At 64.4% G+C, this 25,041-nt stretch carries 18 protein-coding genes and 1 tRNA gene; 3 read left to right on the plus strand and 16 right to left on the minus strand.

The features are described 5' to 3' along the window. Positions 1–53: 53 nt before the first annotated feature. Positions 54–1,280: an RtcB family protein gene (locus tag SPHPH_RS0108730; RefSeq protein ID WP_028966360.1), complete on the minus strand. Its 1,227-nt coding sequence runs from the start codon at positions 1,278–1,280 to the stop codon at positions 54–56. A gap of 256 nt (positions 1,281–1,536) precedes the next feature. Here SPHPH_RS0108730 and rtcR point away from each other — a divergent pair, with 256 nt between their 5' ends. Then, the gene (gene rtcR, locus SPHPH_RS0108735; RefSeq protein WP_028966361.1) at positions 1,537–3,129 is read left to right on the plus strand and encodes an RNA repair transcriptional activator RtcR; all 1,593 of its coding nucleotides are present in this window, start codon (positions 1,537–1,539) and stop codon (positions 3,127–3,129) included. A 40-nt stretch (positions 3,130–3,169) separates the two neighbouring features. Here rtcR and SPHPH_RS0108740 read toward each other — a convergent pair whose 3' ends face one another. The 4 genes from SPHPH_RS0108740 to SPHPH_RS20440 all read right to left on the minus strand — a co-directional run bounded on the left by SPHPH_RS0108740 (position 3,170) and on the right by SPHPH_RS20440 (position 8,265). Continuing rightward, entirely contained in the window at positions 3,170–3,910 is a 741-nt protein-coding gene (locus SPHPH_RS0108740) for a hypothetical protein (protein ID WP_156025918.1), read from the minus strand. Between the two features lie 230 nt (positions 3,911–4,140). Continuing rightward, a complete protein-coding gene (locus SPHPH_RS0108745; RefSeq protein WP_028966363.1) occupies positions 4,141–5,853 on the minus strand; it encodes a relaxase/mobilization nuclease domain-containing protein in 1,713 nt (570 codons plus the stop codon). Beyond that, positions 5,850–6,227, minus strand: coding sequence for a hypothetical protein (locus SPHPH_RS0108750; protein ID WP_156025920.1), 378 nt, complete (start codon positions 6,225–6,227; stop codon positions 5,850–5,852). The genes SPHPH_RS0108745 and SPHPH_RS0108750 overlap by 4 nt, the downstream gene beginning before the upstream one ends. A 199-nt stretch (positions 6,228–6,426) precedes the next feature. Beyond that, the gene (locus tag SPHPH_RS20440; RefSeq protein ID WP_156025922.1) at positions 6,427–8,265 is read right to left on the minus strand and encodes a site-specific integrase; all 1,839 of its coding nucleotides are present in this window, start codon (positions 8,263–8,265) and stop codon (positions 6,427–6,429) included. A 396-nt stretch (positions 8,266–8,661) separates the two neighbouring features. Here SPHPH_RS20440 and SPHPH_RS0108760 point away from each other — a divergent pair, with 396 nt between their 5' ends. Next, positions 8,662–10,089, plus strand: a complete 1,428-nt coding sequence (locus SPHPH_RS0108760; RefSeq protein WP_028966365.1) for a tyrosine-type recombinase/integrase — start codon at positions 8,662–8,664, stop codon at positions 10,087–10,089. Positions 10,090–10,196: 107 nt separating this feature from the next. Here SPHPH_RS0108760 and SPHPH_RS0108765 read toward each other — a convergent pair whose 3' ends face one another. From SPHPH_RS0108765 to SPHPH_RS0108810, 10 genes are all read right to left on the minus strand, one after another. Further along, the gene (locus SPHPH_RS0108765; protein WP_037488327.1) at positions 10,197–10,895 is read right to left on the minus strand and encodes a hypothetical protein; all 699 of its coding nucleotides are present in this window, start codon (positions 10,893–10,895) and stop codon (positions 10,197–10,199) included. 66 nt (positions 10,896–10,961) lie between these two features. Beyond that, positions 10,962–11,516: a recombinase family protein gene (locus SPHPH_RS0108770; protein WP_028966367.1), complete on the minus strand. Its 555-nt coding sequence runs from the start codon at positions 11,514–11,516 to the stop codon at positions 10,962–10,964. Between the two features lie 439 nt (positions 11,517–11,955). Beyond that, complete coding sequence (locus SPHPH_RS0108775) at positions 11,956–14,310, minus strand: DNA-directed RNA polymerase (protein WP_051272926.1); 2,355 nt, start codon at positions 14,308–14,310, stop codon at positions 11,956–11,958. Positions 14,311–14,505: 195 nt separating this feature from the next. Next, on the minus strand, positions 14,506–17,622 hold the full coding sequence (locus SPHPH_RS0108780) for a type I restriction endonuclease subunit R (RefSeq protein WP_028966369.1): 3,117 nt from the start codon (positions 17,620–17,622) through the stop codon (positions 14,506–14,508). Beyond that, the gene (locus SPHPH_RS0108785) at positions 17,619–18,530 is read right to left on the minus strand and encodes a GIY-YIG nuclease family protein (protein ID WP_238303006.1); all 912 of its coding nucleotides are present in this window, start codon (positions 18,528–18,530) and stop codon (positions 17,619–17,621) included. Before SPHPH_RS0108785 ends, SPHPH_RS0108780 begins: the two co-directional genes overlap by 4 nt. 20 nt (positions 18,531–18,550) lie before the next feature. Then, a complete protein-coding gene (locus SPHPH_RS19295; RefSeq protein ID WP_051272927.1) occupies positions 18,551–19,900 on the minus strand; it encodes a restriction endonuclease subunit S in 1,350 nt (449 codons plus the stop codon). After that, positions 19,897–20,265: a hypothetical protein gene (locus tag SPHPH_RS0108795; protein ID WP_156025924.1), complete on the minus strand. Its 369-nt coding sequence runs from the start codon at positions 20,263–20,265 to the stop codon at positions 19,897–19,899. The genes SPHPH_RS19295 and SPHPH_RS0108795 overlap by 4 nt, the downstream gene beginning before the upstream one ends. Then, positions 20,262–22,097, minus strand: a complete 1,836-nt coding sequence (locus SPHPH_RS0108800) for a type I restriction-modification system subunit M (RefSeq protein WP_028966372.1) — start codon at positions 22,095–22,097, stop codon at positions 20,262–20,264. The genes SPHPH_RS0108795 and SPHPH_RS0108800 overlap by 4 nt, the downstream gene beginning before the upstream one ends. A 229-nt stretch (positions 22,098–22,326) precedes the next feature. Further along, positions 22,327–22,401: transfer RNA gene (locus SPHPH_RS0108805), tRNA-Gln, on the minus strand. A gap of 36 nt (positions 22,402–22,437) precedes the next feature. Continuing rightward, entirely contained in the window at positions 22,438–23,541 is a 1,104-nt protein-coding gene (locus SPHPH_RS0108810) for a branched-chain amino acid aminotransferase (RefSeq protein WP_051272928.1), read from the minus strand. A 62-nt stretch (positions 23,542–23,603) separates the two neighbouring features. Here SPHPH_RS0108810 and SPHPH_RS0108815 point away from each other — a divergent pair, with 62 nt between their 5' ends. Further along, on the plus strand, positions 23,604–24,092 hold the full coding sequence (locus SPHPH_RS0108815; RefSeq protein WP_028966374.1) for a MarR family transcriptional regulator: 489 nt from the start codon (positions 23,604–23,606) through the stop codon (positions 24,090–24,092). A gap of 162 nt (positions 24,093–24,254) precedes the next feature. Here SPHPH_RS0108815 and SPHPH_RS0108820 read toward each other — a convergent pair whose 3' ends face one another. Continuing rightward, positions 24,255–25,040, minus strand: a complete 786-nt coding sequence (locus tag SPHPH_RS0108820) for a pyrroline-5-carboxylate reductase family protein (protein ID WP_028966375.1) — start codon at positions 25,038–25,040, stop codon at positions 24,255–24,257. Position 25,041: the final 1 nt, after the last annotated feature.

A 25,041-nucleotide genomic window follows, 5' to 3' on the forward strand; every position in this document is an offset into this window, starting at 1 on the left:
TGGCGGCCGGTGAAGCGGGGCAACAGGCCCCCGGCCTGTCGCTGTCTCCCGCTTCACCCTTTGACGCACACCACCTGTTTCAACGTATGGACGATCTCCACCAGATCGGCCTGGGCGGCCATCACGGCTTCGATCGGCTTATAGGCCTTGGGCGTCTCGTCGATCACGCCTTCGTCCTTCCGGCATTCGACGCCCGCCGTATCGGCGATATGCTCGTCCAGCGTCACCAGCTTCTTGGCCGCCGTTCGGCTCATCACCCGGCCCGCGCCGTGGCTGCAGCTATCGAACGAGTCCGGGTTGCCAAGGCCGCGGACGATGAACGACTTGGCGCCCATCGATCCGGGGATGATCCCCATCACGCCCTTCGCCGCGCGCACCGCGCCCTTGCGGGTCACCAGCACGTTCTCGCCGAAGTGGTTTTCACGCGTGACGTAATTGTGGTGGCAATTGACCGCCTCCAACTCCGCCTCGAACGGCTTGGCGATGACCTTGCGCATCGCGGCGATGACGTTGGTCATCATCATCCGCCGGTTGAGCGCCGCATAATCCTGCGCCCAGCCGACCGCCTCGACATAATCGTCGAAATGATCGGTCCCTTCCGGGAAGTACGCCAGATCCTCATCGGGCAGGTTCAGGTGCCATTTGCGCATGTCCTGCTTGGCCAGCTCGATGAAGAAGGTGCCGATGGCATTGCCGACGCCACGCGACCCCGAGTGCAGCATCACCCACACCTGCGCCTCTTCGTCGAGGCACAGTTCGATGAAGTGGTTGCCGGTGCCCAGCGTCCCCAGATGCACGAGGTTGTTCGTGTTCTTGAGCCGTGGGTGCTTCTCGCAGATCCGGTCGAAGCGCTGGACCAGCGTCGCCCACGCCGACACGATCGCAGGCGGCGGGCTGCCCCAGCTGCCATTGTCGCGCTTGCCCCGGCCGACGCTGCGACCGTGCGGCACCGCCTGCTCGATCGCCGAGCGGACACCCTCGAGATGGTCGGGCAGGTCGCTCGCCATCAGCGAGGTGCGCGCCGCCATCATGCCGCAGCCGATATCGACCCCGACCGCCGCCGGAATGACCGCGCCCTTGGTCGGGATCACCGAACCCACGGTCGCGCCGATTCCGATATGGACGTCGGGCATGGCGGCGACATGCTTGAAGATGAACGGCATCTGCGCCGCCCGCGCCAATTGCGCCCGCGCGCCGTCCTCAACGGGAACGCCCCGCGTCCAGGCCTTGATCGGCACGCCACCAGGGACCTCGGTGTATTCGTAAGCGGTGGCGGTCATCGTCTAACTCCTCGGACTTACCTTTGAGGCGGCCGGCCTATTCCGGCCGCCTCTGCCGCGTGTCGGACCGTTCGATACCATGCGATCCGACGAACATGGCTTTGCGAGGAGCGTGCCAAATGCCGCCCGACAGTCGAGAAACTGGTTATCTACCTCGTAACATACGCTTCTCCTGACACCTCGATCATGAGCAGGTTGGTCCACACTCCGAGCAGATACGATCGACAAGGATCGTAGTTTATCTTATCGTATCGAAATGAAGCCCACTGTCGCTATCGGTTTTCTCGGCTCGACGCTCGATGCCGCTAAGTTCGACGCCGGGCGGTGGAGCCGATGGCGGCCGACGGTCGGCCTCACCATGCACGAAGACTTGCGGGTCGACCGGCTCGTCCTGATCCACGGGACCCAGCATGCGCGCCTTGCCGCATTCGTAGCGCTCGACATCGCCTCCGTGTCGCCGGAAACGCGGGTCGAGATGCAGGTGATGGACTTCGCCGACCCATGGGACTTCGAGGAGGTCTATGGAAAGCTGCTCGACTTCGCGCGGGCCTATCCGTTCGATCCGGATGCGGAAGACTATCTCGTCCACATCACGACCGGCACGCACGTCGCGCAGATCTGCCTGTTCCTGCTGACCGAGGCACATTATCTGCCGGGTCGCCTACTCCAGACACAGCCCGCCCGTGGGTCTGGCGGCGCGGCGGGGACGTGGAACATCATCGACCTCGACCTGTCGCGTTATGACAGCATCGCCACACGCTTCGCCGCCGACAGCGCCGAGAGCACCAGCTTCCTGAAATCGGGCATCGACACCAGCAACGCCGCCTTCAACGCGATGATCGACGAGATCGAGCAGGTCGCGGTCCGCAGCCGCGCGCCCTTGCTGCTGATGGGACCGACCGGCGCGGGCAAGAGCCAGCTCGCCCGGCGCATCTATGAGTTGAAACGGGTCAAGCGACAGGTGAAGGGGCCGCTGGTCGAGGTGAACTGCGCGACGTTGAAGGGTGATAGCGCCATGTCGGCCTTGTTCGGCCACCGCAAGGGCGCCTTCACCGGCGCCGCTGCGGACCGTGCCGGGCTGTTGCGCACGGCGGACACCGGCGTGCTGTTCCTCGACGAGATCGGCGAACTCGGCCTTGACGAACAGGCGATGATCCTGCGTGCGATCGAGGACAAGCGCTTCCTCCCCGTGGGCGCCGACCGCGAAGTCGACAGCGACTTCCAGCTGATCGCCGGCACCAACTGCGACCTTGCCGCCTGCGTGGCGGCGGGGACGTTCCGCGACGACCTGTATGCGCGACTCAATCTCTGGACCTTCGCGCTGCCCGGCCTTGCCGAGCGCCGCGAGGATATCGCGCCCAATCTCGACTATGAACTCGACCGCCATGCCGAGCGCGAAGGCGACCGCATCACCTTCAACAAGGAAGCGCGCGACCGTTATCTCGGCTTCGCGACCAGTGCCGAGGCACGCTGGCCAGGTAACTTCCGCGACCTCGCCGCCAGCGTCACCCGAATGGCGACCTTCAGTCCGTCGGGACGGATCAACGTCGACTGCGTCACCGCCGAGATCGCGCGGCTCAAGCGCCTTTGGACGGGCGGGGCGGACGCGCCCGATGCACTGGCCGATCTGCTGTCAACCGAGCAGTTAGAGGCGCTGGACCCGTTCGATCGGGTCCAACTGGCGCATGTCGTCGCGACATGTTGGGCCAGCCGCTCGTTGTCCGACGCTGGCCGGACCCTTTTCGCCGCCTCTCGCCGCCAGCGTAGGTCGACCAATGACGCCGATCGATTGCGCAAGTACCTCGCCCGCTTCGATCTGAGCTGGTCCGACGTGATCGACGGCCGCTGATCCTGTGTCATACGGGGCGGCCGATGCCGCCCCGTGCCGCTCAGGCCGCCGCCGTGATCCTGCACCATCCCGTGCGGAAGGCACTGATCTCGTCCGCCCAGAGTTGATGGGCCGTGTCGACGAGATCGGGATGCTCGCCGGCCCATCCGCTCGGCAGATGCTGCCGCGCCAACACGCAGAGGTGAACATGCTGCCGGGCGGTGCTGAGTCCGTCACCGGGCACGTGCAGCACTGCCATCGTCGACAGGCGACGACCGCCTGCCAGATGAACCGCCGCATAGGCCGACGCCATGTCGAGCAGGTCATGCGAAGGCATGTCATACTCGCCTTTGATGGTCAGGATCGCGGCGAGCAGCCGCTGATGCGGCCGGACGTTCGCATCATAATCCTCCAACAGCCGCCACAGCGGGGTATCGGGCGCCCCCTGCGCCAGGATCAGCCGATGATCGCGGGCCGTGACGGGCAGACCGCACGATGTCCGCGGCGCATCGGCTTCCGGTTTGAACGGCGCCAGCTTGCTGCCGAACACCGCCATGACGTGGTTGACGCTCTGCCGGGATCGCGGGCGCAGCAGCGCATAGCCGACGGCCTCACAGCCGGGTTCGCGCACGTCATAGATCATGTCCATGACCTCGGCCGGGCTGTGCCAAGGTACCACAGCCGCATTCTTGGTCTTCATTGTCTTTGTCACTCCGGCGGCGTGGGCTGCACACGCGTCGCCTTCTTTTTCACCCTGACGGTACAGCCGCCAAGGCGCACTCCTGCTTCGCTTCTTCTGCATCGGGCGCTCTACTAGCGCCCGGCCTCCCGTCCGCGAGGCGGAAAACCGGGTGGAAAGTCTATATCGTTCGGACCTTTGCTCAGGCGGGGTGGGTTCGCATCACGCGCTTTTCGGCGCTTTCTTTGGTCCACCACGGGCAGCGCCAAGTCCGGCTCAGTCGATGCCAGTGGAAGCACCTTTGCATGCGGTACGGGCTCAGGCATCGCCGTTGCTTTCGCGACGGGCATCGGTCATTTGATCACGTTCACCGATGGTGATGCCGCCACAACAGACTCGACCGGGCTTGCAGGCACATCGTCCTTCGCACCTTGGACCGGTAGCGCCGGCGGGAGGGGCGAAAGCGATGGACCAACCGCAGCAGCGGCCGGTAGGGCAACTCGCTCAGCGAGAGCATCATCTGGTCGCGGGAGTGACTGCTGAAGCGCACGCCACCGCTCCGCCAGATCGGGGTCCGCCAGTGCATCGGCGAGGCCATGTCTTACGGCCATGGCGTAGGTCCGCTCACGAAATTCGTGATCGCCCGTCACAATCACGCGGCCGTCCGATTTTTGAACGGCAAGACGAAACGCAGCGCGCATGGCCGCCTCGTCCCGTGCGATCACGTCGATTGCCTCACCCCTGTCGAGGAAGGCCGTGGGACCATCGGCTTTCCGGGCGTAGCGGACGCCGTCCGAGCAGGGATAGGCATGAAATCCATCGATCGACGGCAGATCGGCCGGGCGCTTGCAGCTCCCCACTCCGAAACTGGGGAACGCCCTTGCGCTATGGCGCTGACGCCACGCTTTGGCAAAGGCACCTTCCCCCTGCTCATAATACCAGCTTTCCAGATTTGGAGCGGGCCGTTTGGGCGCCTTTTGCCTGGCGAGGGCAGCCGCGCGTGCACGATCGGTGGCATGCTCTGACGATGCGGCGTCTCGCTTGGCTTTCTGCCACCTTTTCCACCGCTCGAGCTCGCCGCGATATTCATCAGCCCTGAAGGCCTTCGCTAGCCGATTCCCCTTCGCGTCACGGGCCGCGATTTCCACAGCGGCCGCCCGCGGGACGAAGTCCCCAAGGCGCTTTTCCAAGCGCACGAGGGTAATCGACCGATCGACGGCCGATGCTCGTACCTTCTCGTTTCCAACCGACAGGATTACGCCGTTCGTCCCGATGGTGTCATAGCTGATACCAACCTCGGCGAGCGAGCGATGCAACGCGTCCCACGATCGCGCCGCCCGGATCAGGGGCACGGCTTCCTCCTGGGCGATGCGGTGCGCGGAACGATAGCCCGTCCGGGTTTCGAACGCCGCGGCCTTCTGCGAGATCGGTTTCCGATCCGCATCGACGCGCGCCGCTGCCCCGGCACTCATCACCATCCGACCATCGACCACCTGATAGCGAGCATCGGCTTCGGCCTGCCAGCCGAACCGATCGACGATCAGGGCAACCGCCTGATGCGCTGCCTCGAGCGTGAAGCCGTCGTTGATCTCGATCATCCGCCGGGCAAGCGGATCATAGCGGTTGAGCGCGATATGGACGTGACGATTGTCGGTGTCGCCATGGCAAGCATAGATGCACGGCTGGTCGCTGACGCCGAGATGCCCGAGGAACATGCCGACCGCTTCGTCGATCTCGGCGGGCGTCGGCAACTCGCCCTCACGCCAACTCAGCAGCCAGTGGTCGATGGGATTGGGAGTGCGGGTTGCCGCCTGCGCAACGGCGATCATCTCGACGCGTTGCCCCTCGATGGCGGTGCTGACGAAGTTGCGACCACCGATATGGAACAGGCGCTCGCCTTTCGTGCCACCGAGCTTCTCGCTCAGCATATAGGCGACCTGATAATCCTTCTCCTCGCTCTGCTTCTCGGGCTGCCGGAGATAGTCGACGAGGTTGCGGGCATGCCTCGCCCGCTCCGTGGTAGCATTGCGCCCGGCCGGGCGCGCCGGGATGCGTTTCACGATCACGGGGCGTCGGCCTTTTCATCGCCATCCACCACATCGTCCAATTCGTAGACCAACCCAAGGATCGCGGTGCACACGTCGCCGAGCGTCGTGGCGATCACGAACTCGTCGACATCGTGCGTCTCGGCCAGCTTCTGGACGCGGCGACCCGCGACGTGCAGCGCTGCGATCTTGCGCAGGGCATCACGATTGCGCACGCCGCCACCGAACAGACGGGCGCGAACGTAGGTGGAAATTCCCACTTCGCCGGCCTCGCTGATCAAGCGCTGCCGCTCCTCGGCAGTCACCCGGAAGACGATGCGGTCGCCGGAATCCTTCCTCGGCGGACGCTTGCCGCGCGCCTTCCGAGGAGCTCGGCCCGCGTCATTCTGGCTCACGCCGTTTCTCCTGCGACAAGCCGTCGGCGCGGAGCAGGCCCCGCTGCGCGGCCGGTGGTGTCATACACCACCCATCCTGCTACCCTATTTCCTCCTTCTTCAGCGCGCAGGCGAGAGCCGGAGCGCGTGCTCCTTCTCACCTGGGTGCGCACCCTCCTTCTTCTGACTTGCCCAGGCCGCCGGTCGGGCTTGGGGCGCGTCATGGGCGGTCCCCCTTCGCGCGCGTCGGGCGCGCCTGCCGCAGTTTCTGCGGCAGAAGGCAGATGGTCCGCTGGTCGGACAGATGGCCGGTCACGATCGAGATCTTCGCTACCGTAGCCTTGAGCTTCTCGAGCGAGGCACGGCCCGGATAGCGGGTCATGCCCTCGCCACCGGTCCCCTTATGGCCGAGCAGATCGTTGCGGAACTCGATGAAAACCTCCTGGTCCTTCAGCTCGTCCGAGACGGTATGGCGGGGGGAGTGCATCGCCTGACCGCGCTTCCGGTCGGGCACGCTCGGCGCGATATAGATCCACCACAGCTTGTAGAAGACGTCGCCCAGCTTCCGCTTGGTATCGCCGCCGGGCACGAATTCGGGGAACAGCAGTTGCTCCCCGGCCGCGCGCATCGCCTTGACATAGCGCAGGAAGCCAAGCCGGATCAGTTCGTCGGCAATGACGATCACGCGCCGGGCAGACTTGTTCTTGATCCGCCCGGTGATGGTCGGGCGGATCAGCAGATAGTCGATGCCATGCCGCTCCTCGACATCGTCGAGCATCAGCTTGGCCAATTCCTCGCGGCGCGCGCCGGTGTACCAGACCAGTAGCAGCAGGTAGTACAGGCCGTCGTGGATGACCTTCGGGCCGGGCTTCAGTCGCTCCTCGACGCCGACGCAGCCGGTCCATGGCGGCAGGCGGAAGATCGCCTCGCCCTGCTCACGTGTATAGCGCAGCCGCGCCTCGCGTTCGTCCTTGTCGATCGGAGCCGTGAACTCACCGAAGTCGATCGGCTCGGCGATGGGGACCGCCTTGCGCGTGAAGCTGTGGATCTGGCCCAGCTTGTTGAAATGCTTGTTGGCGGTCCCGGTGGACAAGCCGATCTGATCCATGGGCACATCGCCATTCTCGACCCGATCGGCGAACACGGCTGCGGCCTGTTCCAGGCTTTGCCCGAGGTCGTGGTCGCCAGCCGCCTTGCCGAAGTTGACGGAGAGCTGATCGAACCATTTGTCGAGCTTGACGATGTCCGCCTTGGTAACTCGCCACATCGGCGTTCCAGGGGGCAGGGACTTCTGCAGCAGCACGGCGGCCCAGCGGATCTGGCGTAGCGTCTGCTCGCCGACGCTATCCTTCTCCCGCTTGCCGCCCTTGCGATGCTCCAGCAGGCGGGGCGTTGTGGCGATCATCCGTTCCGCCGCCTCGACGGCGGTGCAATGCAGCCAGTCCTCTGGCACCCCCGGAGCCGTACCGACCGGCGCAGGATGAACGCCAGCGACGGGCAAAGGCGACGGCTGCGCCGGTGCAGGCGTGGCCGAATTGCCAGGCGTCACCGTCCTGGGCGTGGCCGCACTTCGAAGCTGCGCCTCTGCGGCGGCATAGGCGTCGCGGTAGGCCGGATAGAGGGCTAGCTCCAGCATCCAGCGCAGCCGGTCATCGACCGCGAAACCGGCGGCGGCAAGATGGCGATCGATCTCGTCCTGCCGGATCGGGTCGATCCCTTGCTCCTCCCGCATGGCGATGATCCTGCGCAGGTCGGCGATCCGCTGCGCGCTCCAGCCCTCCGCCTCCAACTTCCGCTCTTCGGCCGGCAGGAAGGACATGCGACCGCCCTGGTTTTTCAGGCGCTCGAAATAGTCGACGAACGCCAGATTGGCGGCCGAGTGGTCCTCGACATCGTACGGCGTCGATCGCTGCAGGGTGCATACCTCCGCCAGCCGCTCCTCGTACATCGCCTTGGCGATCGTCTGGAGCTCCTGCTCGGTGATACCGGTATTCTGCTTGGCCCGCCTGTCGAGCATCTCCAGCACCCTCGGCGTCACCGCCGTGAGCGCCGCCCCCATGTTGCGCGCTGCCTTCCGGTCGGTGGTCCGCAGCGACAGCCGGACATCTAGGGTGCTATTATCCAATAAACGGTGAATTCGGCGCCACCAGAAAATGTGTCCGCGCCGATATACATGTTGAAGACAGTCCAAAACCGCGGCCTTCCCGGCCAGCGCATTGGCACAATCCGATGCACAATTGTGCAGGTGCCAACGGCCGACCCTGATAGTCAGCCAGCATCTTCAAACACTTAGCAGCCAATTGGCTGGGATTTCAGGCAGATGGCTGGGGCGGCAGGAGGCGGAGCAGAGGGGTTCTCAAGCACCTGAATTTGCAAGAAATGATTGTTTTCTGCGGGGTTGCGCCCCACAGAGCTGCCCCACAAACCTGCCCCACACGCTCCTTCAGGACCCCTCATGGCCGCCATCCGCCCACGTCACAATCGCTTCGAGGCGAAGGTCCGCATCCCCCTAGCTCACCGCCCGCACCATGACGACCGGGAGTTTCTGTATCGCACGCTGAAGGCCACCAGCCGCAAGCTCGCCCAGATCGAGGCTGACCAATGGGAGAACGCCTTAAGGGTACAGTGGGCAGAGCGTGAGGGGCTGGCGCAGGACGCTCGTTCGACCCTGCGGCGCGTGTACGAGGACACCCTACAAGCGGCGGCGGCGGGCCGCTTTCAAGTTCACACCATCGGACAAGAGCCCGTTGATGCGGGTATCGATTACGAGATTGAGAAGATTGCCGAGGCCACGCCCCATGAGGAGGAGCCGTCCCCTGAAGCGGCTGCGAGATTGGCAGCTCTCCATGACGCACGAACGACCCTCCTTGGCCGCAAGCCTGACGTGCGGCATGAGTTCGAACCGTCGTTCAGCCAGCTTGCTAGCGACTACATGAAGCTGTGGAAGACTCAGACGGGCCTGAAGGAAAGCAACACCGAGCAGCAGAAGCGCGCCACCTTCGCGCTGTTCGCGGGCTATTGGCGGGATAAGCCCATTCGCGGTATTGGCCGCCCGGACGCGGCGCGGTTCATGGACGCCTTGCGCCACCTCGACAGCGCGTGGGCACGTTCCTCGGCAGCACGGGCCATGACGTGGGACGACCTTCAGGACGCCTTTGGCGGCCGGGACAAAGGCCTGTCGGACGCAACGCGTAACCGCCACGCCGCGACCCTTCAGGCGCTATGGGAATGGGCAAGCGAACGCGGCTACGCCGAGGGCCGGAACCCCTTCAGCGGTCATCGCACCCGTCTGCGCGCCGGGGTCAACGTTAAGGGATACCGTCCCTGGGAGCCCGAGGAACTTGAGCGCCTGCTGAACCCCGGTCCAAAGCGATCCGACTTGCGGGAGGTGATGCTGGTTGCCCTGTTCAGTGGAATGCGTCTGGATGAGATTGCGAGCCTGACGTGGGCGAACCTAAAGAAGGTCGACGGCATCGATGTATTCGATGTGAGGGACGCGAAGACGCCTGCGGGTAACCGGCAGGTGCCCGTTCACCCGAGCCTATCGTGGTTGGTCTCGCGGACGCGAGGGAAGCCAAAAGACCGCCTCTGGCCCGGCTTCAATCCCGAAGGACCGGGGAAGAAGGCGGGTGCTGATGCCGGGAAGGAATTCACCCGGTTCAAGCAGTCGCTGGGATTTGCTGACCGGCAGGCGGCATTTCATTCCTTCAGAAAGAACGCGGTGGCGCAGTGGGAGGCGGCGAGCGTACCTGAAACCGAGGTTGCCCAGATCGTTGGTCACGAAAAGAAGGGCATCACCTTTGGTGTGTACGGGCGTGGCGTATCGATCCAGCGCCGGGCACAGATCGTCTCTATGCTGAAATATCCGGGCGTAGCTGACTAACCACATCCGCAGGCATCGATCATTCTCGCCGAGGGGCCTTATATGCGCCACACTGGCGGGAGGACGCTCGTAACGGGGCGGCGATAGAGCGCCTCCAAGCTTGCCGATCAGGCGGGATCGATGAAGCCCGCACAGTGCCAGGACGATTCCCCTGCAGACGCCTCCGCAGCGCTATAGATTACCTCGATGCGAACTGGTGTCCATTCAAGAAGGAAGGACGCCAGGTTGGCGGCGATGAGATCCACCAGTTCTCCCTCGTCGCGAGCCTCTCGGTCCGTTTGCAGTAGGCGAGGCAGGAACCACCTGCTGGAAAGAGTGTATGGGTCAATTGCCGCAGCTTTCAGCGTATCCCATGACCAGCGGAAGAGCTTCTCTCGATATGTAGAGACCGCTTTGCCCCAACGTAATTCCGGCACCGTCTCGGTCGCCCTCATTGCAGTGAGCATGAGAGCCGCATCGAGTTCTCCGCTGCCCGCCCTTTCTGCATCAAGCCACATGCGAGCAGTTCCACTCTCGCCGGGCGCAGCCATTCGGCCGGAATGAAGTGTTACATGGGTGATGAAGTTCGCCGCGATGGCATTCTGCACTTTGACCGTGTTGCCGACAACCTCATCCCGCAGCCACCAAGTGAACCACTCGCCGTCTGAACTTGGGCTATGCGCTCGTACCTCAACGAACAGAGGATCAAGCTGCGCGCCGGCCCCTTCCAGCTTCTGCCGGAACTTCGCTCGAACGCTGCGCCACTCCTCCGCCTCACGCTCCTTCTGCGCCTCACGCTCGGCCTGACGCTTCTCAAAACCCCTCATGATCACCTCGATTACCCAAAACGCGAGCTCGCAAAAAAGCAGGCACAGGAAGACGGACGGTCAAACCTACGCGGCGCCCTCAAGCGCGCGGTAGACACTCCCTCGGCCGATCTTGAGGCGTCTTGCAATGTCAGCTGGACGGACACCTTCGGCCCTCAGGCGGCGAACCTCCTCGACTGGAACCGATGGCTTGCGCCCCTTGTAGGCCCCCGCCTCCTTCGCCTTTGCGATGCCCTCCATCTGGCGTTCGCGGCGGATCGCCGTCTCGAACTGCGCGAACACCGCGAGCATCTGGAGAAAGGCGACGCCTGCGGGCGTGGACGTGTCGATGGGCTGTTCGGTCGCTCGCAGGAAGGCTCCGCGCTCCTTCAGAACTCCGACGATCTTCTCAAGGTCCGCCACTGATCGGGCTAGACGGTCGATGCGCGTGACCATCAAGGTGTCACCAGAGCGGATGAAGTCGAGCAGGGTCTCCAACTCCTTCCGGCCCTCCGTTGTGGTACCGCTCATCTTCTCACTGCGAACGATGTCGCAGCCAGCGGCGTAGAGTGCCGCTTCCTGGATGCTGCAGTCCTGATCGTCGGTGCTGACGCGACCGTACCCGTAGGTCTTAGAGGTCATCGAAGTGTCCCATTAGGTTCTAGACCATGCCTGAATGCGTGTCCTAAAATCAAATGTCAACCCTATTGGGACGGATGTGCTGTTCGATGCCGGTGTTCGATCCAAGTATACCCGACTGGGACACCACCATGCGAAGGGCCGACCGAGGTTGTGGCTTTCGGGTGGTGGCGAGTTCGCCTGTCCTTCGACGCTCCTAGGCATGCTGAGCGCTGGCCGCTCACGCCTCACCGCCACCAGTTTCAGAGCCCAGCAATGGTTGGTGATTGCGGAGGCAGGCAATCGTGGAGGAGGGGGTAAGGGGGGGCGGTGGCGACGGTCCATCCTCGCTATGGCGCTTCGGATTTTTGAGCCAGAACCATTCGACCACTGCCCCCAGGCCACGCGCCTAGGTCACCTGAGCGCTCACACTACTAAAAAGGGGAAATGGGTCGGCCGGCGATCATGCGAACATGTACGTCGCCCCTCGCACGGTCTGGAGGTCGAGTTCACCGACGGCGGGTAGCGGCGGCAGAGTGGCAATCAGTTTGGTGTGCGGTTCCAACTGCTCCAACAACGCGGCCCTGAACCGCGCCAGCGGATCGGCCTCGTACATGGCGACGAACGTCTCACGCAGGATCGCCGCGAGGCGGTCCGTGTCAGCAGCATGGGTGCCGAAGCTGTCGTGAATCACCGCCAGGTCGCAAATTCCTGCGTCATGCGCCGCCACGACTGTGAGCATGAGGTGTGCGGCGTCGAGCGAATGAACGAAGTTGGGAGCGATCCCCGCCTGTGCCTGCCGACCGTCCGTTGTCGGAACGCGCTTCTCATCGATCCATTCGGCGAGTGTTCGGGCTCCCGCTTCCTCCGCGATCTGGAGCTGCAGCCGCTTGCCGCGAAACGTCGTCTCGATGCGTCCTGCCTTCGTGTTCGGATATCGCTGCAGGACAGGCAGGCCAGCCGGCGTCGTCCACCACAGCGGCAGGTCGAGCGCGCTGATCGCCTTGGCTGCCGCTTTGAGCCACTCCATCGCGGCGCGAGCTGCGGGCACTGTATCACCGATCAGGCAATAGAGCCGCGTCGCGAGCCACGTCGCCGATGCGAAGTTGTCCGCGCCTCCGAGGTGGGGCGGCTGGCCGTTGCTGGCTGCGGCTTCGTCGAGGCGGGCCAGCTCGGCTCTGATCTGGTCGCCCATCCCGCGCGCCGTCGCGGAATAGACGTAGGTCATGCAGGGTCGCTTCACTATCCCGCGCGTGATCTTGCCGTCTTTCCAAGGAGCCGCGCCGGGGTCCCGCGAGGCATCGGCCATCACCTGCGCTTTTGCCGCGACGAGTGCGTAGATGTCGCCTGGGCTGTCACTGGGCGTCAGATTTACGTGCGGAGCCGCCTGGGCGTCCCGAAGCAACGCCGTGAGATGCTGGAGGCCGGAGTTCGACCCATCGATGGCGATTGGCAGGTGCGAGACGAATGCTTCGCCATGCTGGAGATAGCCCGCCCATTCAAAGCATGCGGCGAGCGCCGCCCAAGGCTTGTCTGCGGTCGTCCAGAAGCGGGCGCCGTCCAACGGGTCGCTGGCGCTGTCGAGGATTTCCGCCCGGTGCTGCTCGACCCAGGCGATACGCTCCTCGAAGCGGAGCTTGTCGATTCCGAACACATTAGCGACGTGGATCGCGAGCCAGCGCGCACCCGAGGGCCCCAGCGGCTTCCCACGAGCGAACTCGATCAGGGAGCGACCGATGTCGCCTGCCTGCGGGTGAGGGCCGCCCTGCGGGACCGGATAAACGCGCCCCCGGAAATCGAGATCGTGCGGGAAGTAGATGGCAGGGAAGTCGGCCAGCTTTCGTGCGACCCAGAGCTGTTGGGCCAGCGCCAGACGTTTGCCACGTCCGGCTGCGTTGCGTGCATGAACCTTCGCGGCATCCCGCTTCCAGCGCTCGACTGCCTCGGGCTCGTCCTCTCCCAAAGGGCGCGCCGGGATCGGCTCTGGATCGCGCGGTGGAACGCCGGCCAGGGCGCCGCCCTCGGTCTCGAGGCGTTCCAAGACCTCCAGCAGCGGCCGGTTCACACGCCAGCCAGTCGCCTGCACTGCGTTCACGGCCCGATAGACGATAGGCATATCGACGCTGCTGAGTTCGTCGCCGTAGGCTCGGCTGTGCGATCCTACTAGCCGCGTCCCAATGGGCGGCGTGAGGTATCCGCCGTCGCTCGGGGTCGTCCACGGACAAGGCGGAACCACCATCGGTAGAGGGATCGGGTCCAGCAGCTCGCAGCGCTCGTGCTGCGTTTCGAGCCAGTCGTGCATCGTGTCCGTGAGGCACAGCCTACGTTCGCGGCGGATTTGCTTGTCGACATTGGTCTGAATCAGTTTCAGCTCGAACAGGCCGGTGGCCTCTATGGCGAGTTCGATCAGCTTGAGCCCGACCGTCACCAATTCGTGCTGGGACCAGTTGAGCGCGACGCCCTCGGCATCCTGTATCGCTTCGATGGCCCGCTGGCGCTTCTGGCTTACCGTTGCGCGCGCCGCGAGGCTCTTTTGCAGCCCCTCTGCGCCCTCTGGGTTGAGCCGGGCGAACTCCTCGGCTCGAAGATGGTCGAGCACCGCATTTCCGATGGCCTTCGCCACACCCTGAGCGCGAACTTCGCGGGCTCCTGCCTGGATGGCGCAGCGCAGGGTGAGGTAGGCCAGGGGCTCCGGCTCTGCTTGCGCTTGGTCGAGGAGATCAAAGGCTGCGTGTCGCCGTCCTGCTCGACCCGCCCTCGCGTCCGTCAAGAAGGCGCGGATTGCGTCTGCGGTCGGCTTGAGCGTCCGCCTGAGCATCGCCCGGCCAGGTGGTAGCGCCGCCTCATCGTGTTGGGGGCCGATTGCGTCGACCCAATGTGCGTTGCGCTTGTTCCGATAGCGCGCCTTCCCGAGCGCTCGGGATTCGTCTTCAAGGTCCTGCTGGATCTCGATCAGATCAACGTCGGTGATGATGGTAGTCGTCCTAGATGCTTGGCCGTCCGATAAGGTGGATCAACCGGCGGCTATTTCCTCTTCGACGCGGCCTTCGCCCTTCCGCAGTGCCTCATAGAGCTGCCCAGGGCCCAGTAGGATGTCCTTCAGCCCCGCGCGCACCTTGTCCGAGCCCAGCGCTTGCTGGCTCATCTTCTGGTGCGCGTCGAGCGCGTCGATGATCGCGCTCAGGAGCTCGTTGTCCAGCGTCGGCGAGGCAGCGAACTGCGCCTTGCTGTTGTTCATCGCTTGCATGGCGAGTTCGTCGGACTCCAGCAGCTTCCCCTTGATCACCTCGTTCACGTAGACGAGCTGATCGCCGTCGGTCAGCTCGCCATCGAACAGGTCGTTCACGCGCTGGATGATCTCGCGGAGGAGCGCCTTCTGCCTCTCCTGGATCGAACCGGAGCCGGCCTCGCCCATCGGCGGAATCTTTGGGGCCTCGCCGCCCATCAGCATCGGCTGCTTGTCCATCTTCTTCAGTGCGTGGTGCGTGAGCTGCAGCTGTGAGACGTCCACCGCCACGCGCTCTCGCCCAAAATCGAGCAGCCGCACGAGGTATTTGAAGAACAGGAAGCGCTTCTCGATGTCCGTGTTGCCGTAGTCGAACATCTGGCTGAGGAAGGTGTAGATCCGGATGAACGTCTGCGCGTCGGTCTTGAAGAGCGTCAGCGTGCCCATCTCGTCGCTTGCCGTCTGCGCAGCCTTCTCGTCCTCAAGCGCGTCAGCAGCCTCCTTGGCGGCCTTGGCTGCGGCGAAGCGCTTCAGCAGGCGATCCGCGACCGGCCCCAGCGCCCCCGCAAGATCCCCCTGGGTGGACTTCGGGTCCATCGCGACGGCCGCCACGCGGTCCACTTCGAAGCTGTCATACCAGCCGCCAGCATCCAGCTTGGCACGCATGTCGTAGACGAGGTTGGCATCGGTGACGCCTTCGAGCTCTGCCGTCTCATAATAGGTCCGGAACGCGGCCAGCACCTCCTGGGAGCTGTTCACGAAATCGAGAATGTAGGTCGTGTCCTTGCCCGGATGGGCGCGGTTGAGGCGCGACAGCGTCTGCACCGCCTGTACGCCCGCCAGGCGCCGGTCAACATACATGCCGCACAGCAGCGGCTGGTCGAACCCGGTCTGGAATTTGTTCGCCACGAGCAGCAGGTGATAGTCGGTGGCCTTGAAGGCGTCGCGAATGTCGCGGCCCTTCAGGTTCGGGTTGAGCTCCTTGCTCACCTCGCTCAGCGGCTCCGGCGACGAATCGGGATCGTTCACCTCGCCCGAGAAGGCGACGAGCGTGCCCAGCGGGTAGCCCTTGCCCTTGATATAGCGGTCGATGGCGAGCTTCCACCGAACCGCTTCCTTGCGGCTCGCCAGCACCACCATGGCCTTGGCCTTGCCGTCGAGAAGGGGCTGCACGTTCTCGCGGAAGTGCTCGACGACGATCTGGACCTTCTGCGCGATGTTATAGGGGTGCAGGCTTACCCACTGCATGATCCCCTTCGTCGCTGCCGAACGCTCGACCTCGGTGTCCTCCAACTCCTTGCCGTCGTGCGCCAGGCGGAACGCCAGCTTGTAGGGCGTGTAGTTCTTGAGCACGTCGAGGATGAAGCCCTCCTCGATGGCCTGCCGCATCGAGTAGACGTGGAACGGCTCCGGCAGGCCGCCCGGTTGCTTCACTCGCCCGAAGAGCTGGAGCGTCTTCGCCTTCGGGGTTGCCGTAAAGGCGACGTAGGTCACGCCGGTATCGCTCGCCCGCGCCGCCATCTGCGCCGCCAGCAGGTCTTCGGTGTCGATCTCGCCGCCGTCCTGGAGCTCTGCAATCTCCTCTGGCGAGAGCACTTCCTTGAGCTTCGCCGCTGCCTCGCCCGTTTGCGAGCTGTGCGCCTCGTCGGCGATGACCGCGAAGCGCTTGCCGTCGGTCGCCGCCAGATCCCGCACCGCCTGGAGCGCGAAGGGAAAGGTCTGGATGGTGCAGACGATGATCTTCTTGCCGGCCTTCAGCGCGTCGGCCAGCTGCGCGCTCTTGCTGCCGCTCTCGCTCTTGATCGTCTCGACGACGCCCGTGGTCCGCTGGAAATCGAATAGGGCGTCCTGAAGCTGCCCGTCGATCACCCGTCGGTCGGACACGACGATCACCGTCGAGAATAGCTTCTCGTCGTTCGCATCGTGGAGCTCGGAGAGAAAGTGCGCGGCCCAGGCGATGGAGTTGGTCTTGCCCGATCCCGCCGAATGCTGGACCAGGTACTTGGCGCCGACGCCCTCCTGAAGGATCGCGGTCTGGAGCTTCCGCGTCACGTCGAGCTGGTGATAGCGCGGGAAGATGATCGACCGAATGGCCTTCTTGTCGTCGCGCTGGGTAACGAGGTAGCGGCCCAGCAGCTCCAGCCAGCTGTCGCGCTGCCAAACCTGCTCCCACAGGTACGACGTGGCGTGGCCGAAGGGCTGCGCGGGGTTGCCCTTGCCGCCATGATCGCCCTGGTTGAAAGGCAGGAAGTGCGTGGCCGGCCCTGCCAGCTTGGTCGTCATCATCACTTCGCGGTTCGAAACGGCGAAGTGCACCAGCGCGCCCGACGGGAAGCTCAGCAGCGGTTCGCGTTCGTGCCCCTTCTGCTGCGGTAGCCGGTCGTGCTTATATTGGTCGACTGCGTCCTGCACCGACTGAGTGAAATCGGTCTTCAGCTCTACCGTCGCGACGGGGAGGCCGTTGAGGAACAGGACCAGGTCGATGCAATTCTCGTTGGCCAGGCTGTAGCGTACCTGGCGCACCACCCGCAGCCGATTGGCGCTGTAGCGGGCGACGATATCCGGGTTCATGCCCATTGCCGGCTTGAACTGGGCGAGCTGGATCGTGCCGCGCACGCCGATGGTGTCGACGCCGTTGCGCAGCACGTCGAGCGTCCCGCGGTCGTCCAGCGACTTGCGCACACGGTCTAACAGTAGCGGCTCCGCTGAGGCGCCGTGGAGCTTCGTCAGGCTCTCCCACGCCTTTGGCTGAGTCTCCTGTATCCAGGCGACCAGATCGGCCGGGAACAGCGCGCGCTTGCGGTCATAGGCCTGCGCGTCGCCGGCCTGATACAGCCAGCCCTTGGACGCGAGGATGGTGCAGACCTCGCTCTCGAAGCTGATCTCCTGGTGGAGGCGGTTCATGGCTGAGACCCTCTCGACGCTTGCAGCTGGCTCTGCTCCCAATCGCGATAGGTGAACCCGCCGGGATCGGTCTTCCACTCAACTTGCCCGTTGGACGGACGTCCATTCACCGCCGCAGCAGCGGCGCTAGGGCTCCGGAACGCATAGTCTTCCGCAAAGCGGCGGTGATCGCCCTCGGGTGAGAGCACTCCGCTACGGATAAGCTCGGCATGGAGATCGGCGTAGTTGTGTGACGCTGGCCCAACCCAGCTGCCCCGCGCGATTGATCCCGCTTCCACGATGAACTCGCCATCTTGCAGGACTGCGGAAGCGCGCAGACCATGTTTGCGCGTCTCCAGGACGAAACGAGGGTTGGGGGCCATAGCGTCGGCAATCGTGCTGGCGGGAAGCACGATGTCAGGAGTCGATGTCCTCGTTGCAGGCCGGGTACGCCTGATGAACATGTCCACCCGGACCGCGGGAAGGACGATGAAGAGGTTCTCCAGGAACGCCTCCATCTTCGCCACGTCAGCTTCGCTTAGCGCAGCCGGTACGGGGCTGGTGCCGTTGTCGAGCGGCACGCGGCCGATAGCCCGTGCCTCGGCAATCAGCCGGGCCTCCAGATAGCGGACATGGGCCTTGTTGAGCTTGTTGGCGGCTGCGGTGATCAGGACCGCGCTCGTCCACCATTCCTTGCGGACATCGTGGCTGCGGATGCGGGCGGAGATGTCCTCGCCCTCGCCGACATAGGCGCGTAGTTCGCCCTCCTGCTCGCCGATCAGCAGGTAGACCCCGGCATAGCTCGCCTCCGGTCGCGCTAGCGCCTCGGCGATCTGGGTGCGCGGCGCCATCAGGACGTGGCCGGTCCAGTTGAATAGCTCGGCTGTCAGCATGCCGTCGGGCCGGCCGTCAATGTAGTAGAGCTCCAAAGAGCGCCCAACGGTACTTGTCATGCGGCCTGGGCCTGTTGGAGCGACGCGCTGTGCACGTCGATCTTGCCGGTCACGGCGGCGGAGATAAGGGCGGAACGGCGTTCTAGCAACAAATCCGCCGCCGAGCTCGCCTCCATAATCAAAGCCTCCAACTTTGTAGTTTCTGCGACAAGATCCTCAGTAATTTCAGTCTGTTCTTTGTGTGGCGGAACAGGGATTCGCATTGAAGAAAGGGCTCCCATATTGAGCACGCGCTGCGCTGTTCCAACACAGACCATATCGACGAAGTGACTGAACAGTGAACTCCTGAGAATCCATCTGAGATAAGGGGCGGTAATGCTCTCGTTGGTTTGCATCCTTGCGACCGCTCGAGAAAGATTTACACCGGCAAGTTCCCGGTTGACGATAAGGCTCTCCCCAATCGTACCCACAACCGAAAGCAACAAATCTCCCTCAGCGACTATTGTGCGCTGATATTGGTCCGACAGCTGTGTCGAAATTGTCACGAGTTCGCCGCGTTCTGCTCTTCCTTCAGTCATGTCAGTGATGCGTAGCATCGGAATACCGCCGGCAGCAAAGTCTGGGACGAGCACTCCGTAGCATGGTGGCTGCCGGAGAAGGCTGCCAATTGGCTTAACCTCCCAATGAGCCGGTACATGGCCCAGCCATGCCACGCCGGATGTCTTTGTTGGCGCATTGGGGTTCAGGCCCTTGGTAACCGCGTGGGAGATGACGGCCTGACGCTTCTCCTTGAGCAGCTCGATGAGCCGCCGCTGCTCCTCCACCAGCGCATCAATCTTGGCTGTCTCGCGGTCGAGGAACGCGGAGATGGTCTGCCGCTCCGAGGCTGAAGGCCATGGGACCGGGAAGTCAGCGACGAAACCATCGGGGACGCGTTTGAGCCCGCCTGCGCCGAGCATCTCTCCCGAACCTGGGCCTCGGAAGAGATCTGAAAAGATCAGCCAGTGAAGGAACTGAGCATCCGCCGCCACATGAGGGCGCAGAACCGTAAGCTCTGTCGTCCCGAACCCGAACCCACCGAGCAATCCTTCGATCAGCGCACCTTTGCCGTTCTCGAAGCAGGGCGTCACCTTCGCGAACACCAAATCACCGTCAGCAAAGTAGGTGTAGCCGTTCTTCAGCTCCGCGAAGGGGCGCGTGCGGGTGACATCGATTTTGCCCGTCTCACCGATGGCCTCCATGGGTAGGAATGTCACTTCCCTGCCATCCGGCAGGCTCGCAACTTCCGATTTGGACGGATTCAAGGTCACAAGGTGCCTGAGCCGCTCCAGTCCCCAATGGGCGGGGATGGTGCCGAACCAATCGATCCCGCTCTCGCGGTAGCTAGGATAGCGGGGGAAGCTCATGCCGCGATGCCCGCAACTTCAGCTATGATCCGCGCTGCCTCCCAAAGGTTCTTGGGCTGATAGCGGATCAGGTCAGTGTTCTTGAAGCCAGGCTCGCGGAAGAGATTATGGTTCGGCTTGCTCTGATCAAAGGTCGAGTGATCGAAATATGCGTCTTCGCAGTCGCGCAGAAGGTTTCGCCGAACGCTGTCCGCCCGCACCCAGATGTTCGCCACCGTTTTTCGCTGGGGCTCCGTGGCCATTGGAATCCCGCTCTTAGTAACGTAGAGGTGGCAATGCGCGGGATGTCGATCACCGCTTGGCCAAATGGAAGGGTGCGCCTCGACCATCGCCGTCACCGCAGCCACGAAAGACTCATCGTTCACGCCGCAAGCCCCTCGATCATGGTCTTAATTCGGTCTGTCACCTGCTTCAAGTCGGCGTCGATCTCCGCCAATGGCCTTGGAGGCTTGAAGACGTAGAACTGGCGATTGAACGGCACCTCATAGCCGACCTTGGTCTTGCTCTCGTCGATCCACGCATCTGGCGCGTGCGGCAGCACCTCGCGCTTGAAATAGGCGTCGACGTCCTCGGCCAGCGGCACGTTCTCGGTATCACGCAGGGCGCTGTCCGCCTGCGGCTTGCCCTTGTTCTTGCCGCGCTCGCCCAGGATGATCTTGCCCGCCGCGTCACGCAGCGGACGCTCCACCGTGATCGCGCGGTAGCCGAAGGTGCTGTTGGGGAAGATGCGGGAGAGCGGCGCCAGCTTCACCTTGCCGCCCTGCGGTGCCTCCGGTGCCTTCTCACCGGCCCACACGATCTCGCGCGCCACTTCCTTGCCTTCGGCATCGAGCACGGTGGCAATATCAGCGGCTTCCGCGCGGCCGAACAGCTCGGTGATCTGCCTGATATGCTCCCCGCCCAGCTCCTTGCGCTTGGAGCCGAGCGACTTGCGCATCTTGCGCCAGAAGCTGGAGCCATCGATCAGCTGGACCAGCCCCTTGCGGCCGGCCGGCTTCCGGTTCGAGACGATCCAGAGATAGGTCGCGATGCCGGTGTTGAAAAACATGTCGGTCGGTAGCGCGATGATGGCTTCGACCAGGTCGTTCTCCAGCACGTAGCGCCGGATCTCGCTCTCGCCGCTGCCCGCGCCGCCGGTGAACAGCGGAGAGCCGTTGAGGACGATGCCGAACCGGCAGCCGCCCTCGGTCGCCGGGCGCATCTTCGCCAACATGTGGAGCAGGAACAGCATCGAGCCGTCCGAGACGCGGGGCAGGCCGGGGCCGAAGCGCCCATTGAAGCCCTGCTGCTCATGCTCGCGGCGGACTTCCTTCTCGACCTTCTTCCACTCGACGCCAAACGGGGGGTTGGCCAGCATGTAGTCGAAGGTCTTGCCGGGGTGCCCGTCCTCAGACAGCGTGTTCCCGAAAGCGATGTTGGAGACGCTCTGCCCCTTGATGAGCATGTCCGCCTTGCAGATCGCATAGGACTCCGGGTTGAGCTCCTGGCCCGAGATGGTCAGACGGGCGCCGGGGTTCAGCTCCGCCAGACGCTCTTCGGCAACCGAGAGCATCCCTCCGGTGCCTGCGGTGGGATCGTAGATCGTCCGTACCACGCCGGGCTTGGACAGCGCCGCGTCATCCTCGACGAAGATCAGGTTGACCATCAGGTTGATCACCTCACGCGGCGTGAAGTGATCGCCTGCGGTTTCGTTCGAGGCCTCGGCGAACTTGCGGATCAGCTCCTCAAACACCAGCCCCATCTGGCTGTTCGGCACCTTGTCCGGGTGCAGGTCGATCCCGGCGAATTTCTCGGTGACCAGGAACAGCAGCTTGGCGCGGGCGAGCTTGTCGATCTGGTTGTGGAACTCGAACCTCTCGAAGATGTCCCGCACCTCTTCCGAGAAGCCCTGGACGTAGGACGTCAAGTTCGCGGCGATATTGTCCGGGTCCCCCAGCAGCTTCTGGAGGTCCATCGGCGAGGTGTTGAAGAAGTTCGTCTCGGCCTTGCGGCGCAGGAACGGCTCCGGGTTCAGGCCGGACTTCTCCCGCAGCTCCAGTTCGGCCAGCACGGCCGTCTTGGTTGGCTCCAAAACGCAGTCGAGGCGCCGCAGGACCGTGAAGGGGAGGATGACGGAGCCGTAGTCGGCCGGCTTGTAGTCGCCGCGCAGCAAGTCCGCGACAGACCAGATGAAAGCCGACAATGCCTGGTGGTTCAATGCGTGTTCCCTATCGTGGAAGCCAATGGCCCAGCCAAGGGCCACCGATCAGCCCCCGCTGCGTACCTGAGGGGCGTTCGGTCGTACAAGACGAATGGGTACCGCGTGAGACGTCAGTGTGTATGCTGACTCTTGGACTGTGAGGCCACACAAACCTGCCCCACACACCTGCCCCACAAGGCAGGCGATTGAGCCCATAAGCCGTTGTAAAACCACGTTTTTCGAAAACTGGCTGGGGCGGCAGGATTCGAACCTGCGAATGCCGGTACCAAAAACCGGTGCCTTACCGCTTGGCGACGCCCCAACGAGCCGCGCGCCTTAGCCGGGCGCGCGGCAAAGCTCAACCGATACGATGCAACCAGCCGTGCGAATCTTCGGCACGGCCGCGCTGGATCGCGCTCAGCCGCTCGAGAAAGTGCGCGGTGAGCTGCCCGGTGCCGCCGCTGCCGATCGTGAACGCGTAATCCGGCCCGGCGACGCGACCGATCGGTGTCACCACTGCGGCGGTGCCGCACGCGAAGCTCTCGACCAGCCGGCCGCTGGCGGCATCGGCGCGCCAGTCCTCGATCGCATAGGGCTCTTCGTGCACCACCAGCCCCTGATCGCGCGCGATCTGCAGGATCGAATCGCGCGTGATGCCGGGCAGGATCGTGCCCGTAAGCGGCGGGGTACGCAGGGAGCCATCCGCGAACACGAAGAAGATGTTCATGCCGCCCAGTTCCTCGATCCAGCGCCGCTCGGCCGCGTCGAGGAACACGACCTGATCATAGCCGCGACGGATCGCCTCCTGCTGCGCGATCAGGCTGGTGGCGTAATTGCCGCCGCATTTCGCCGCGCCGGTGCCGCCCGGTGCCGCGCGCGTATAGTCGTGGCTGACCCACAGCGACACCGCACGCGCGCCGCCCTTCCAATAGGCGCCTACCGACGAGGCGAGCACCATATAGAGATATTCAGCCGACGGCTTCACGCCGAGAAACGCTTCGGACGCGATCATGAACGGACGCAGGTACAGCGAGCCGCCCTCGACGGTCGGCATCCACTCGCGCTCGGTCAGCACCAGCTGCTCGACCGATTCGAGGAACAGCTCCTCGGGCAGATCGGGCATCGCCATCCGCTGCGCCGAGGCGTTGAAGCGGCGGGCATTCGCCTCGGGACGGAACAGCGCCAGCCCGCCGTCCTCAAGCCGATACGCCTTCAGCCCCTCGAAAATCTCCTGCGCGTAATGGAGCACCGACGAGGCCGGGTCCATCGTCAGCGGCATCCGCTGCGAAATCCGACCGTCGTGCCAGCCGCGCCCTTCCGAATAATGCAGCACCGCCATGTGATCGGTGAACACGCGCCCGAATCCGGGATCGACCAGCCGCGCGGCGCGCTCATTGGCGGAAACAGGCGACGGATGCGGTTCGAACGCGAAGTTCACAGGACCTCCAGAGATCGCAGGCACGCGACCATTGGTCGACGCACCGGGGTTGCAGCGGCCTAGGGCCGATGGCAAAGCGGGTCAACATGGCTGCCTCAACGCATTCCGCCTCGCCGCTTTTCCTGCGCGAAACCGAGATTCGTCGCGGGCTGGAGCTGCTGTACTTCGGCAATGCGCACATCACGCGCTCGATCGATCGCGGGCTCGCGCGGCAGGGATTGGGCCGCGCGCACCACCGCGCGCTCTATTTCATCGCGCGTAAGCCCGACATGCCGGTCAGCGACCTGCTGGCGCTGCTGGCGATCACCAAACAGTCGCTAGGGCGCGTGCTCAACGAGCTGATGGAGCGCGGGCTGGTGGAGACGCGCGCGGGCGACCGCGACCGGCGGCAGCGGCTGTTGCGGTTGACGCCCGAGGGGGTGGAGCTGGAAGGCAGCCTGTACGAAGCGCTGCGCGAGAAATTGTCGGCGGCCTATTCGCGCGCCGGACAGGGCGCGGTGACGGGGTTCTGGGCTGTGCTGGAGGGATTGATCCCCGACGACGAGATCGCACGCGTCGAGGGGCTGCGCGGGTAAGTAATCCACCCGCAGTTCGTCGTTGCGACCCCGGCGAAGGCCGGGGGAAGCAATCCAGGGCGTCCTGATCCGGCTCTGGATTGCTTCGCTGCGCTCGCAATGACGGGTCAGCATCCTGCGCGCACAGCTTCGGATCTGCTCTAGCGGAGCAGCGAAAAGCCCCTACCCCTTCGCCATTTCCGCACCGCGCATCGCCGAAGCCGATAGCGTCCGCTCCAGTAACGGCACCAGCCCGCCCGCCTCATCAAGCACATTCAACCCCGCGCGAGTCATCCCGCCGGGACTCGCCACCGCATCGGCCAGCGCCGCCGGTGAGCGGTCGCTCGCCGCCACCATCGCCGCCGCGCCCTCGACGGTCGCGAGCGCCACCGCCGCCGCCTGCGCCGGATCGAGCCCGATCGCGACGCCGCCCGCCGCCATCGCATCGACGAAGCGAAACAGGAACGCCGGCCCACAGCCGGACAGCGCCCCCGCGGCAGCGAAGCGAGCCGCATCGTCGAACCACTCGACCAGCCCGAGCGGCGCCATCAGCCGGTCGACCGTCGCGTGCGCCGCGGCCGGCGCTTCGGGCGCGTGGATCGCGACCACCCCCCGCCCCAACTCGACCGGCAGGTTCGGCATCGTCTGGATCGCGACCGGCCCCGGAAATGCGGCCGACAGTCGCGCGGGATCGGGGCCGGCGAGCATCGACACGAGTAGCGGCGCTTCCCGCACCCGCTCCCGGTGCACCGCGGCGACCTCATCGAGTTGCTGCGGCTTGATCCCCAGCACGACCACGTCGGGCGGCGGGCCATCGGGCAAGGTCCGCGCCTGCCGAACATGGCCCGGCAGCGCGCGGTCGTGCCGGTTGACGACGTCGACGTCCGCCGCGGCGACCACGCCGCTCTCCAGCCAGCGGTGCAACATCGCCGAGGCCATGTTGCCGCACCCGATCATCCACAACCGCATC

This window comes from Sphingomonas phyllosphaerae FA2 (assembly GCF_000427645.1).
GTDB lineage: Bacteria > Pseudomonadota > Alphaproteobacteria > Sphingomonadales > Sphingomonadaceae > Sphingomonas > Sphingomonas phyllosphaerae.